Consider the following 12,496-nt stretch of genomic DNA (forward strand, 5'->3'; position numbering starts at 1 on the left):
GGGACCGCCCTGCCGTGATAATTTACCGTTCAAGACCAGAGAACCAGTCTGTTTCCGGTGCCGGGCGAAACCCGATAAGACGCCAGTATGCGTCCTTGAAGGCCTCGCAAAGCGCCCCCGGCTGAAGCAGCGCATGTATCACATGCGCCCTGCCAAAGGCCATGCCCAATTCAGCAGAACTGAGGGCTCCAGCTGTCTGGGGCATGTCATACAAGGCCTTGGCGAGAAAATGAACCTTGTTACGGCCATCTTCGCTGCCATCGCTTGCTTCAAGAAGGATGCCCGGCGCCTGTCCTCTAAGATAGGCACGAACCTGATCGAATCCAATGACTACGTCGCCTGCCTTGCGCGACATACCGAGATAATTGATGCATCGCTGCAACAATAGGCGCTCGACCATGTCCGAAAGATCGGCCTCGGCGCCGGTCTTCTGCTTGAAGGCGCGCGAGAAGACGCCGCGTTTTACCGCTTCGTCCACAGTGTCCCGGTCCGCCTTCACCCATGCCCCGCGTCCAGGCAGCTTGCCGGCAATATCCGGCACCGCCATCCCGTCCGGTGAGCGGACAAAGCGGATCAGGGCGTCCTGTGTCCAGGATTCCCGCGTAACCGCACACTGACGGACGGGGCCGTCAGTGTGGGTTTCTTCAGTGTCGGACGCCTTCAGGCGTTGGCCGCGATCATTCCTTCGGGTCGGCATCGTCGCCGTCCTCTGGCGCGTCGTCGCCGCCATCTTCGGCCGCCAGCGCATCGAGGTCGAAGATCAGATCTTCCTCGACGGCAAGCTCTTCGCCGCTTTCATCATTGCTCTTGCCGATATCGCCGAGGGCCATCAGCGCGCGTTCCTCTTCAGAGAGGTTCGCCGCTTCGCCTTCAGCATCGGCGGCCATCTGGGCTTCAAGCTCTGCGAGTGCTTCCGGTTCGACCCAGCCTGCGGCCACGCGGGCACGCATGATGAAGATCTGGGCCTCATCCTTGCGCATCTCACCCTTCTTCAGGATGCCTTCCTGGAAGACAGGCTTGCCGTCCGGGCCAGGCTCGCGCCAGCCGGTGATGTCGTCAGGCACCAGGCCTGCAATATCTTCCAGCGTGGTGACGTCGTTCTCGCCGAACTTCACGGCGAAGGCGACCGTCATGCCCTCAAGCTCCATGACGCTGTCTTCAACGCCAAGCTCCTTGCGGCGGGCATCCTGCTCTGCGGCGAGGTTGTCGAGATATTCGCGGGCGCGTTCCTGGATCTCATTGGCGACTTCAAGGTCGAAGCCTTCAATGGAGATGAAGTCCTCGGGCGCCACATAGGCGATTTCCTCAACCGTCTCGAAGCCTTCCGAGGCAAGCAGCTGGGCCAGCGTCTCGTCGGCGTCGAGCGCCTTCATGAAGAGCTCGGTACGGGCCTGGAAGTCCTTCTGGTAACGCTCGGAATCGGCCGTCTCGGTGACGAGGTCGATCTGCCAGCCTGTCAGCTGCGAAGCGAGGCGGACGTTCTGGCCGCGCCGGCCGATGGCCAGCGGGAACTGATCGTCGGCCACGACGACTTCGACACGCTGCTCGTCCTCGTCCAGCACCACTTTCGACACTTCGGCCGGCTGCAGTGCGTTCACGATGAAGGTCGCCGCGTCATAGTTCCAAGGGATGATGTCGATCTTCTCGCCGGAAAGCTCGCCGACGACAGCCTGGACGCGGGCACCGCGCATACCGACACAGGCGCCGACCGGATCGATCGAGCTGTCGTTTGAAATCACGCCGATCTTGGCGCGCGAACCTGCATCGCGGGCGCAGGCGCGGATCTCGATGACGCCGTCATAGACTTCCGGCACTTCCTGGGCGAACAGCTTGACCATGAAGTCAGGATGGGCGCGCGACAGGAAGATCTGCGGGCCCTTGGTCTCGCGGCTCACCTTGTAGAGATAGGCGCGCACGCGGTCATTCGGCTGGAAGTTCTCGCGCGGGATACCGTCATTGCGGCGGATGATGCCTTCGGCGCGGCCGAGGTCCACGATAACGTGGCCATATTCGACGCGCTTGACGATGCCGTTGATGATCTCGCCGACGCGGTCCTTGTATTCATCATACTGGCGCTCGCGCTCTGCATCGCGCACCTTCTGCATGATGACCTGTTTGGCGGTCTGGGCGGCAACACGGCCAAAGTCGAAGGGCGGAAGCTCTTCGGTAATCTCGGAGCCGACTTCGTAGCTCGCATCGATCTTCTTGGCTTCGGACAGAGCGATCTGCTGGGCCGGGTCCTCGACCTCGTCATCGGCAACCACGGTCTGGACACGCCAGAGGGTCTGCTCGCCCGTGTCAGCGTCGATCTCGGCGCGGATGTCATGCTCCTGGCCGTAGCGGGACTTGGCAGCTTTCTCGATGGCTTCCTGCATCGCGCCAATCACGATGCCACGGTCGATCGACTTTTCTTCAGCGACCGCTTTCGCGATCTGAAGAATTTCGAGCCGGTTGGCTGAAACGCCGACTGTACTCATCTGTGAGCTCCACTTTCTTCGTTATTGTTGTCACTTTCATCGTCCTCGCTGTCATCGACATCGAGTCCGGAAAAACCTTCATCATCGGGCTGGGGCGGCAGGCCGCCTGCTTTCTTTGCCGCGTCGATCAGCTCGTCGGTGAGGACCAGACTCGCTTTCGACATCTCATCGACCTGCGCGACCAGCTCGCTCTCATCGTCGAGCTCGATGGCGACGCCATTGTCGTCCTCGCGCTGGATGATCCCCTGGAAACGCCGACGCCCATCAATGGGCATGGCCAGCTCCACCTTGGCAAGGTGGCCCACCCAGCGACCGAAATCGCCCTTGCGGGTCAGCGGGCGGTCAATGCCGGGGGTGGAGACTTCCAGCCGGTACGGGTCGGAAATCGGATCGGCCGCTTCCAGAACCGGGGAAATGCCGTGCGACAGGTCTGCGCAATCCTCGACATTGGTCGGGGCACCGCCGGCCTTTTCCGCCATCACCTGAAGGATTGGCCGCTTGCCGCCCATGAGGCGGACCCGCACCACTTCCATGCCGAGCCCCTCTGCAATGGGCTCGATCAGGGCAAGTATGGTCTTTTCCTGCTGCGAAAGCGCGATCACGGCTGAAACTATCTCCGGGACAAAAGAAAGCGGCGGACCCGTTGCCGGACCCGCCGCCGATATTTTTCGACTTGGCGCCTATATAGCGCTCCTTTGACTGCGTGTCGAGACCGGGGCGCTGTCGCGCCTCAGCTGGCGCCCCGCCTATAGGCTGCCGTCGCAAGGCCCATACTGATGAGGACGGCGCCGCCAAGCCGGCCGAGCCAGGGAAAGGCCGACGATGAGAGCGAGGCCCTGAGCTGTGAAGCCAGAAGCCCATAGGTCAGAACAGACGTCGCCCCGAGCGCCGCGAAGGTTGCCACGAGCATCACCAGCTGGGGCAGGATCGGCGATGCAGGCGACACAAATTGCGGCACGAAGGCGATGAAGAACAGGATGGATTTCGGGTTGAGCGTCGTCACCATCGCCGTGTCGCGAAACGCCGCGCGGGGCGAGACCGGCCCGTCTACATGTTCCAGGGCAGGCTGCAGGCTGCCTGCAGAGAGGATCATCCTGACACCGAGATAGATGAGATAGACGGCCCCGGCCCATTTGAGAATCTGAAAGAGAAACGCGGATGTCATCAGAACGGCGCCCAGCCCCATCAGCGAGACGCTCATCGCAATCACATCGCCGAGCAAAACGCCGAGAACCGCCGCGGGCATGATCCGCCGGCCACCATTCAGCGCATAGCTCAACGTCATCAGTACGGTCGGGCCGGGCATCACAACGAGAATGGCCGAGGCGGCGGCAAAGGTCATCCAGTTGTCGAGCATCATGGAAAGGGGCCTTTCTGGGGTCGAGGGCGGACCAAGCCTTCCATTCATGGCGAGGTCAACAGGCCCGGCTGCAAAGGCGCAAACAGAAACGGCGGCCCCCAAGGGAGGCCGCCGTCCGAATTCATGAGGCCATGGCCCCAGAATGGTCTAGAGAAGTTTCAGGTCCACGGCCGACGTCTTGCCGCGGCGCTCATCGGTATGAAGCTCATACTCGATGGGGGCGTCTTCGGCGAGCGTGCGCATGCCAGATTTCTCGACAGCAGAGATGTGAACGAACACATCGGCGCCGCCGGTATCGGGCTTGATGAATCCATAGCCCTTCTGGTCGTTGAACCACTTAACTTTTCCGGTTGCCATAATGGCTACTCCAGTCTTCTCCCCGTGCCAAACCCACACCGCGCGGACGGTCACGAAGGGTCTCGAAAAAACGGGGGAAGTGAAGCAAGGCCGTCGGTCCGACGGGGTCTTAAGAATTCAGACCGACCGTATATTCGATAGCCCTCCTTATGCCTGAAAATCACAGCTTTCGCAATCGGGATTGCATCAGCGCTGCGCGCCGCTCATCGAAGCTCGAATATAACTGGCAGGACGAGATCGTCGTGGCTGGTTCGACAGGTTTCACCCGGCGTGCCGCTTGAAACCTTCCAGGTCCACTGCTCGATTGTCTCGCTTGCACGCTCCTCAAACGTGGCGGAGGGGACCGCCGCAAGCACCTCGACCCCGGCCACATTCAAGTTCTCAATGGACAGGCGGACGATCACGGCACCGTACATGCCCTGTTTCAAGGCCTGGCCTGGATAGCGGAGAGGCGGGGACATATTCAGATGGCCTTCGCAGAAAGGCAATTGGGCCTTGCCGTTGGCTGCATCGCTTTCGCGTGCCTCCTCTTCGGCAGCCGCCTCCATCTCTTCGATTTCGGCCTCTATGGCTTCAATCTCATCTGTGGGGTCAGGCCCACGGAGAAGCGATCCCGTTCTGCGTCCGCCGCCTGAATTGAAATAGGCAGAGAGGGCAAGCTGCCAGGCGTGGCTGAGATATCTGTTCGTCTCGAGCCACTCGGGCTCCTCTTCCAGGCCAGCTTTGAGCCTTGTCAGCTCGACGCGGTGACGCGCCATATCGATGGCATTCTGCGGTTCCGGTTCATCGCTGAAGCCGGCAATAATGGACCCAATTGTTGCGTCGCTCCATTCCCTGCCAATAACCTTCCTGAACGGCTTAAAATGCGTGGCCGCGGCACCAGCGCTGACCTCTGCACTGCGCCAGTCGGCCTTTTCGAAATCATGTGCATAGCGCGCCTGAAACGCGGTTAGCGTCAGCATGGAGACATCGTGATCGACAACCGCGGCCAGCGCCTCATCCAGCGCGCGTCGGTTCCGGCTGTTGGGGTTCTCTTTCCAGTCGGCATAGGTCGACAGGACGGTAATATCAGCCTGTGAGACAGCACCGTCAGGAAGAGGGGCAGAGTCGGCGAAGTCAGCGAGCTGTGACGCGCCCTCGCAAGCGGCAAGAACGCAGAGTGTCTGCCCTGCCTCATAGGCAAGAAGGCCGGCATCGTCGCGGTCCGGATTGGCCTGCGCCGCCGCGCCAAGCGCCCGCGCCGCCGCGACCCTGTCTTCCCGACTGCCAGAGGTGGCCGCTTCATTATAGGCCGATATGACCTGATCGATGTCAGATGCCTGCGCTGCGGCCGGCAGTACGGTCGCCGCCAGCAGGGCAGAAATTGCGATTGTCCTGAACATGTCATCCCTCTCTGAAGATGAGGGAAGCCTAAATATCAGGGCGCGAACATCAACCTTAAGTCATCAAGTTTTGCGAACAAAATTGAAAAATACGGGGGCGATGTCGCCAAGGTTCTTGGTCTCGTATCGGGTGCGGACATGGTCGGCGGGCGGCGTCCGCCAGTCATCGGCCCTCCGGGCCTGCCAGTCGAATGCGCCATGGGCGAGAAAGGTGACCAGCGCCTCGTCGGCATAGGAGCGCACATCCGTTGCGAAGCGGAGCTGCGCCCCCGGTTTCATGACGCGGGCAAGAGCATCAAGGAAAGGCGGCTGGATGATGCGGCGCTTGTGGTGGCGTTTCTTCGGCCACGGGTCGGGAAACAGGATAAAGACCCGGTCGAGACAGTGGCCCGGCAGCAGGTCGACAAGCTCGCGCGCATCCTCATCCCAGAGCCGCACATTCGAGAGGCCCATATCGTCGATGTCAGAGAGGCATTTGGCGAGCCCTTCGATAAAGACTTCGCTGGCGAAAATCCCGGCCTGCGGATTGGCCTTCGCCTGCGCGCTGACGTGCTCCCCCCCGCCAAAACCGATCTCCAGCCACAGCTCGCTGACCTTATCTTCAAAGAGGTCCAGCGGAGCAGCCAGTACAGCAGTGTCTGGAGGCACACGCAGTTGCGGCAGCAACTCATCCACCAGTTTGCGTTGGCGGGGCGATAGCGGTCGGCCCCCGGTCCTGCCAAAGGAGCGGATAGGCTTGTCTGTCATGTCCGACATTGTTTTTGCCTGCGCGTTAGCTTTTGTCGACCTTGACCGGTGCTGTTCTTGTGACCGGGCAGATGAACCAGCCCGTACCGGGCGTGTCAAAGTTTGTCTTGATCCGGACGCAGTCTTCCGGCGACCCAGCCAGCTTCCCTTCCTTCTCCAGGCGGGGAAGTATGCCCTCTGGGCCGGGCGCCGAGAACATGACAGCATATACTGGCTTGGCCGAGGCGGCGATCGCGTCCCACATAAGTGGACGGTAGTTCGCCAGAGCTGGTTCGAAATACGGGTCTTGCAAGGCATGCCCGAAGATGGCGGAAGGTGGGAGCTGCGTTGCGAGGAAGGCTGTTGGGAAGTGCCCGGTAAACAGGATGAAAGAGTCTTCGTACTGCTCCAGCTTGGGGATGTCAGCAGAGAGGTAAGGGGCCATGGGGCTTGTCCAGGCAACCCGCCGCCAAGCCATTGGACTTATTGTGGTGAGTAGCATGACGGTGCCAAGGCCCGCGCCCACAATCAGGACGGTGCGTGATAACGGCTTTTCCCCCATTGCCTGAAGCACGAGGAAATAGGCGAGCGCTGGGCCGATCATCCATCCTGCAAGGTAGTAGCGCAGGACTGAAAAGGCGTCGATCCACGAAAACAAGCCGATCAGAAAGGCTGCAGAAAGTGCGATGATGAAGCGTTGTGCGGGAAGGAGCTGGCGCACGAAATAAGCCCTCGCGGCGAGGGCTAGCAACCCGGTAGCTCCGGCGTAGCCAAGTAGAAGTCGAATGTCGCCGTGCTTTGCGTCCCCGATCAGAGTGCCGTCGGCGGTAAAGAGGAAGGGGTAGACAAGGTGGCCGATAAGGCCTTCAGGCTTGCGCCGAACGTAGGCATCATATTCCGTCGGTCCAAGCGGGCTGTCGAAAAGTGAGTTCGCCATCGGAAAGACAGGGTTGCCGAACTCGATCCAAAGATACCAGGCATAAGGCAAAGCGAGTGCGGCCGCCGCAGCAAAGCCTACACCTGCACAGACAAGGGTTGCCCTCAAGCGCTGCTTATTAGACCTGGCGAGAAACAGAACGAACACGCCAAAAGCGATAGTGTAGGGTAAATTGGTGGCCTTCATACCAAGGGCGGCGCCCATAATGAGGCTGGCGAAAGCCAGACGCTTCAGGTCATGCAGCGTTCCGTCATCCCTAAGGCAAAGCACCAGGGCCCAAATGAAGGCCGCTGCATTCCAGGAATCGTTGCGCAACGAAGCATAGAGGCCGGACTGACTCTCCGCCAGGAAGCCAACAATGGCAACGCACATGCATATGGGCCCTGACCAAACGCCCGTGATTGCGGTAGCCCCCTTGCGGGTGAGGTGGAAAAGGCCGGGCAGGAGCAGTGCCTGTGGGATCGACAGAATGGCACTCACCATCGGACCAGGGAGCCGCTCAATCAACCACCAGACGAGGATGTTGTAAGCCGGGTTAATGAAGCTGTGCATGTCAGCGGGGGCAAAATCCCGGCCCCAGCGCCGATGCAGGGCGGCCCAGCCATTGTGGATCTGATAGTGTGGAACATCATAATCGACATCCCGCGGCAGGATTGCGCTGAAGATGGAAAATCCAACAATCCATAACGCCCAGACGCGCCAGTCGACTGTTGCGCCGCTTGTCGCACCGGCGTCTCGAAAATGGCTCTTGTCAGTTGCGGCCAAGCGAAGTCTCCCAGTCAGGCTGAGACTTATCGGGGCCAGAAGCCACGCTGGTCACAAGGCTTGCGCCGGCCGCCAGAAGCGCGTCGCCCAATACCGTTATCACCCGGCCCAGAGCGGCCAGAAAGAGCACGGCGCCGGGACCGGCAAAGGGTGAGAGAATCAAGAGGAGCACGCTTTCGCGTACACCAATGCCCGCGGGCGCGCCGGGGGCCAGGAAACCGCCGAGCCAGGCAAGGGCGAAGGCGCCCGCCGTAAGCGCGAAGAGTTGTCCGTCGACGGCCGGTGAAAGGGCCGTCAGGAGAAGTCCGCCAATCGCGCCATAGACCGCAAAGAAGGTGAGATAGAGCGGGAGAATCCTCGCGAGACCCCAGCGCGCACGCCAGAAACGCTGGACTGGCGACGCGGCGTATTCCCACTTCCATGCAACAAGCGCCGCAATCAACGAGACGGTCGCGATCACACCCATAGCCGCCGCCGCACATATAGCGATGCTGGGCATTGGCAGCATGGGCACTGCGAGCCCGCCGACGAGCAGGGATGTGAATACCAGAAGGCCGGTCTCTGCGAGTACTGCTAGAAGAAGGGTTTCATGCGAAACGGCCCTGCGCCGGGCCATGCCGTGACGGCCTGCAAGATGAAAGACATTGCCTGGCAGGTATTTCATGAGCTGCGTCACGGCATGAAGGCGCATTTGCCCCTCGCGGCTGCCTCCGAAAGCAACGATGAGACGACTCCAGCCAAGTGCGAGGATGGTGCCAAGGCTCGCATAGACGATGGCGAGAGCACCGATGGTCAGCAGAAGCGACGGATTCAGGGTGTCACGGACCGCGCCGAGATCACTCATTACCAGGCGGGCTACGAACCACGCCGTCAGCAACCCGGCCAAGATTGTACCAGCCCAGCGCAAGAGCTTCAGTAAGGCAGGCCGGGTCATGCCAGCCCCCTTAGTCGCACCGGCAAAGGAGCATCGTCCAGGGAAGCGGCTGGGCAATCTCCACGATCCGTGCATGACGAGAGACCAGCTCCTGGAAGCCGCTTGAGGACCAGTGCTGGATGTGGCCCGGCGTGTTGCCGAGGGCAGGTAAATACTTGCCGCGCGCCATATTCATCGCCCGCCAGATAGGCTCGCGCGGAACCGAAAGCAGAAGCCACGGCTTGGCAAGCGACGTCAGGACATCCAGTGCGCGATCCGGATCGGGCACGTGTTCCAGTACCTCGCAGCTGACCACGAGTTCGCCGCCGTGGTGGTCTGAATCGAGCGTGTACAGGTCAGCGGCCTCGAAGCGGGCAGAGGAGCCTTGAGCGACTGCATTGGTCCGGGCTTCAGCAATGGCGCTGTCTTCAAGGTCGACACCGCGAACTCTGAGGCCGACGCGTTCCAGGCGAAGCGATAGGTGGCCTTCGCCGCAACCTGCTTCAAACGCTTCTTCCGCACCGGTCTGGCTCGACAGCCGGTCAAAAGCATCCAGAAATCCCTTCATCAGCCAGCGGGCGATGGGGTTGGACGTATTGTACTTGTCATAGTGGTTGCCGGCGACGTTTTCATAGTCGGCGACGGTAGCATCGCGAAGACTGCTGCTCTGGGACATCGGCTTATCCTGCGCGGGATTTGAGTGGGGCAAGGTGCTGGGCTGTGTCGGTCTCGGCAAGCTCATTGCGGACCCGATCGAAACGGGCGCGCTGGCTGGCAAGCTCGCTCTCAGCGAGTTCCTGGCGCAGCAGCCGCAGACGAATATCCTCGAGAAGGTTACGGTTGGCTGCCTGCAGCTCTGCAATCACACCCACGGCAAAAGAGATGAAGGCGGCCATGGCAAGAACGCTGAGCAAGATGAGTGACTGCACTTTGCCGGCGCCGTCGCCGGCAATGTAAGCCCACAGAAAGCGCCCACCAAGCAGGGCGGCGCCCAGCGTGAAGATGGCCCCTGCAGTGAAGCAGGCCCTGAGCGGTTTGTAGGTGATAAAGACCCGCAGGATCGTCACCAGCGAGCGCTGGACATAACTTGAAATACTCTTGACCAGTCTCGACGGACGCAGATCCTCATTGGTCCGCACGGGGACCGAAGTGATCCGCATGTTCTTGCGGCCTGCCTGGATGATCGTTTCCAGCGTGTAGGTGTATTCGGAGAAGACGAACATCCGCATCGCCGCCTCCCGGTGGATAGCCCGGAATCCTGATGGCGCGTCTGGAATGGTGGTGTTGCTGGCCAGACGAACCGCGAGGCTGCCAAGACGCTGAAGGAATTTCTTGATGCCTGAGAAATGGGGTGTCTCGTTGATGGGGCGTGCGCCAACAACGATTTCTGCCTCGCCGGCGACGATGGGTGCCACGAGGTCAGGGATACAGGACGCATCATACTGATTGTCCGCGTCGGTGTTGACGATCGTATCCGCGCCCAGCTTTAGCGCAGCTTCCAGCCCTGCCATGAATCCACGGGCGAGACCCTGATTGTGTCGTAGCGAGACGACATGATCGACACCATTCTCACGTGCAATGCGTACCGTATTGTCGGTGGAGCCATCATCAATGACAAGCCATTCGACCACGTCATAGCCCGGCACTTCACGCGGAAGGTGGCCCAGCGCTATGGCCAGCGTGCCCGCTTCATTGAAGCACGGAATTTGGATGATCAGTTTCCGGGACGCCACAGCCACACCACACTTTTTCAGATTTTGTTTCCTAGGACCGTAGCCCGGACAGTTTGAAAAAGTGTTACGGGGGCTGGTGCCCCAAACACACTTGCCCCGCCTTCGAAGGGCGGGGCAAGGCTCATTCGGTGCTTTGCCGGAAGCGGATCAGGCTAACCGGCCAGGTCTTTCAGGCTGTCGACGAGGTCGAGCTTTTCCCAGCCGAAACCGCCATCGCTGTCTGGCTTGCGGCCAAAGTGGCCATAGGCGGCGGTGCGCGCAAAGATCGGCTTGTTGAGGCCGAGCGTCGTGCGGATGCCGCGCGGGGACAGGTCCATGATTTCCATCAGGCGCTTTTCCAGCTTGCGCTCATCGGTGTTCGCCGTGTCGTGCAGGTTCACATTGATCGAGAGCGGCTGGGAGACGCCGATGGCATAGGAGAGCTGCAGCGTGCAGCGCTTTGCGAGCCCTGCAGCCACGACATTCTTGGCCAGATAGCGCGCGGCATAGGCGGCCGAGCGGTCGACCTTTGTCGGGTCCTTGCCGGAGAAGGCGCCGCCGCCATGGGGGGCAGAGCCGCCATAGGTGTCGACGATGATCTTGCGGCCGGTGAGGCCGGCATCGCCGTCGGGACCGCCGATGACGAATTTGCCGGTCGGGTTCACATAAAGCTTCTCTTCGGCCGGCATCCAGCCATCCGGCAGGATGTCCTGCACAATGGGGCGGACCAGTTCGCGCACATCGGCGGACGAGAGGCCATCCTTGTGCTGGGTGGAGACGACAACTGCGTCCACACCGATCGGCTTGCCATCGCGATAGGCCATGGTGACCTGGCTTTTGGCGTCCGGCTCGAATTCCGGGCGTTCGCCGGAATGGCGAAGCTCGGCCATACGCTTGAGGATGCGGTGCGAGAAAGAGATCGGGGCCGGCATCAGCTCATCGGTCTCGTCGCTTGCATAACCGAACATGATGCCCTGGTCGCCAGCGCCTTCCTCGGTATAGGTGCCGGTGCCCTCATCGACGCCAGCGGCGATGTCTTCGGACTGGCCGTGCAGCCAGTTATTGAGCTTCAGCTTCTCCCAGTGGAAGCCGTCCTGTTCATAGCCGATGTCCTTGATCGCGTTGCGGACAACCGCCTCGACCATGTCGGGCGTAATCGTGTCTGGGCCGCGCATTTCGCCGAGCAGGGCAACCTGGTTGGTCGTTGCAGCGGTCTCACAGGCAACGCGAACGCGCGAAGGGTCGTAGCCGGCCTTCAGCGCTTCCCGGAAATAGAGGTCGACGACTTCGTCGGAGACGCGGTCGCAAACCTTGTCTGGGTGGCCTTCAGAAACACTTTCACTGGTGAAAAGAAAATCTGGATCGGTCAAAATAATATCCGGTGGTTAGAGTGAGTGGTCCCGCCGTGTTATAGGCTTGAGCCGGTCCCGGCTAGTCTTACTCAGGAATTAGTCGGCTCTGCGGCGGCGGCTGCCTTTATCGTAGCCAGCAGGGATTTTCGCAGGCCTTCATCGCGAATTTTCTGGAAAGCAGAGACAAGTTCCATCGCTTCCTGGTCTATCTGCGGCAGCGGGGCCGCTTCGCTTGTCTCTTCCTCGAACTGGCCGGGCAGGGAGAGGTATTCCTCTGCGCCATCGAAGAAATAGAAGACCGGCACCTCGAGCACGCGCGACATCTCATAGAGACGGCCTGCCGAAATCCGGTTTACGCCCTTCTCGTATTTCTGAACCTGCTGGAAGGTCAGGCTAAGGCGCTCGCTGAGCTGTTCCTGCGTCCACTTCAGTTCCTTGCGGCGCCAGCGTATGCGCTGGCCGACCAGCTCGTCGATCTTGTTGGGCAGTTTGCTCTCGGGCATGATCTCGCTTTG

At 60.7% G+C, this 12,496-nt stretch carries 13 protein-coding genes; all 13 read right to left on the reverse strand.

Going from position 1 to position 12,496, the window contains the following annotated elements:
- Positions 1–22: 22 nt before the first annotated feature.
- Positions 23–697 carry an RNA-binding protein gene (locus tag ABNU55_RS05715; RefSeq protein WP_290749730.1) on the reverse strand — a complete coding sequence of 225 codons (675 nt, stop codon included), beginning with the start codon at positions 695–697 and terminating at the stop codon, positions 23–25.
- Positions 678–2,477 carry a transcription termination factor NusA gene (gene nusA, locus ABNU55_RS05720; RefSeq protein WP_290749733.1) on the reverse strand — a complete coding sequence of 600 codons (1,800 nt, stop codon included), beginning with the start codon at positions 2,475–2,477 and terminating at the stop codon, positions 678–680. The genes ABNU55_RS05715 and nusA overlap by 20 nt, the downstream gene beginning before the upstream one ends.
- The gene (gene rimP, locus ABNU55_RS05725; protein WP_290749736.1) at positions 2,474–3,079 is read right to left on the reverse strand and encodes a ribosome maturation factor RimP; all 606 of its coding nucleotides are present in this window, start codon (positions 3,077–3,079) and stop codon (positions 2,474–2,476) included. The genes nusA and rimP overlap by 4 nt, the downstream gene beginning before the upstream one ends.
- A gap of 128 nt (positions 3,080–3,207) precedes the next feature.
- Complete coding sequence (locus tag ABNU55_RS05730) at positions 3,208–3,837, reverse strand: LysE family translocator (protein ID WP_290749739.1); 630 nt, start codon at positions 3,835–3,837, stop codon at positions 3,208–3,210.
- Positions 3,838–3,984: 147 nt separating this feature from the next.
- Positions 3,985–4,194: a cold-shock protein gene (locus tag ABNU55_RS05735; protein ID WP_290749742.1), complete on the reverse strand. Its 210-nt coding sequence runs from the start codon at positions 4,192–4,194 to the stop codon at positions 3,985–3,987.
- A gap of 203 nt (positions 4,195–4,397) precedes the next feature.
- The gene (locus ABNU55_RS05740) at positions 4,398–5,576 is read right to left on the reverse strand and encodes an energy transducer TonB (protein WP_290749745.1); all 1,179 of its coding nucleotides are present in this window, start codon (positions 5,574–5,576) and stop codon (positions 4,398–4,400) included.
- 63 nt (positions 5,577–5,639) lie between these two features.
- Positions 5,640–6,332 carry a tRNA (guanosine(46)-N7)-methyltransferase TrmB gene (gene trmB / locus ABNU55_RS05745; protein WP_290749748.1) on the reverse strand — a complete coding sequence of 231 codons (693 nt, stop codon included), beginning with the start codon at positions 6,330–6,332 and terminating at the stop codon, positions 5,640–5,642.
- A 16-nt stretch (positions 6,333–6,348) separates the two neighbouring features.
- Positions 6,349–8,004, reverse strand: coding sequence for a hypothetical protein (locus ABNU55_RS05750; protein ID WP_290749751.1), 1,656 nt, complete (start codon positions 8,002–8,004; stop codon positions 6,349–6,351).
- Positions 7,991–8,848 carry a hypothetical protein gene (locus ABNU55_RS05755; RefSeq protein WP_290749754.1) on the reverse strand — a complete coding sequence of 286 codons (858 nt, stop codon included), beginning with the start codon at positions 8,846–8,848 and terminating at the stop codon, positions 7,991–7,993. The genes ABNU55_RS05750 and ABNU55_RS05755 overlap by 14 nt, the downstream gene beginning before the upstream one ends.
- A gap of 100 nt (positions 8,849–8,948) precedes the next feature.
- Positions 8,949–9,593, reverse strand: a complete 645-nt coding sequence (locus ABNU55_RS05760) for a methyltransferase domain-containing protein (RefSeq protein ID WP_290749756.1) — start codon at positions 9,591–9,593, stop codon at positions 8,949–8,951.
- A gap of 4 nt (positions 9,594–9,597) precedes the next feature.
- Positions 9,598–10,650, reverse strand: coding sequence for a glycosyltransferase family 2 protein (locus ABNU55_RS05765; RefSeq protein ID WP_290749759.1), 1,053 nt, complete (start codon positions 10,648–10,650; stop codon positions 9,598–9,600).
- 152 nt (positions 10,651–10,802) lie between these two features.
- Positions 10,803–11,999, reverse strand: coding sequence for a methionine adenosyltransferase (gene metK, locus ABNU55_RS05770; protein ID WP_348764257.1), 1,197 nt, complete (start codon positions 11,997–11,999; stop codon positions 10,803–10,805).
- Between the two features lie 71 nt (positions 12,000–12,070).
- Positions 12,071–12,484: a helix-turn-helix transcriptional regulator gene (locus ABNU55_RS05775; protein WP_290749764.1), complete on the reverse strand. Its 414-nt coding sequence runs from the start codon at positions 12,482–12,484 to the stop codon at positions 12,071–12,073.
- Positions 12,485–12,496 lie beyond the last annotated feature (12 nt).

Origin of the sequence: uncultured Henriciella sp. (assembly GCF_964005855.1) — a bacterium.
Classification (GTDB): Bacteria; Pseudomonadota; Alphaproteobacteria; order Caulobacterales; family Hyphomonadaceae; genus Henriciella.

Bases quoted from the DNA above. Each gene is read 5' to 3' on its own strand.
- ABNU55_RS05715 (WP_290749730.1), bottom strand. From the start codon at position 697: ATGCCGACCCGAAGGAATGATCGCGGCCAACGCCTGAAGGCGTCCGAC.
- nusA (WP_290749733.1), bottom strand. From the start codon at position 2,477: ATGAGTACAGTCGGCGTTTCAGCCAACCGGCTCGAAATTCTTCAGATC.
- ABNU55_RS05730 (WP_290749739.1), bottom strand. From the start codon at position 3,837: ATGATGCTCGACAACTGGATGACCTTTGCCGCCGCCTCGGCCATTCTC.
- ABNU55_RS05735 (WP_290749742.1), bottom strand. From the start codon at position 4,194: ATGGCAACCGGAAAAGTTAAGTGGTTCAACGACCAGAAGGGCTATGGA.
- ABNU55_RS05740 (WP_290749745.1), bottom strand. From the start codon at position 5,576: ATGTTCAGGACAATCGCAATTTCTGCCCTGCTGGCGGCGACCGTACTG.
- trmB (WP_290749748.1), bottom strand. From the start codon at position 6,332: ATGTCGGACATGACAGACAAGCCTATCCGCTCCTTTGGCAGGACCGGG.
- ABNU55_RS05755 (WP_290749754.1), bottom strand. From the start codon at position 8,848: ATGAGTGATCTCGGCGCGGTCCGTGACACCCTGAATCCGTCGCTTCTG.
- ABNU55_RS05760 (WP_290749756.1), bottom strand. From the start codon at position 9,593: ATGTCCCAGAGCAGCAGTCTTCGCGATGCTACCGTCGCCGACTATGAA.
- ABNU55_RS05775 (WP_290749764.1), bottom strand. From the start codon at position 12,484: ATGCCCGAGAGCAAACTGCCCAACAAGATCGACGAGCTGGTCGGCCAG.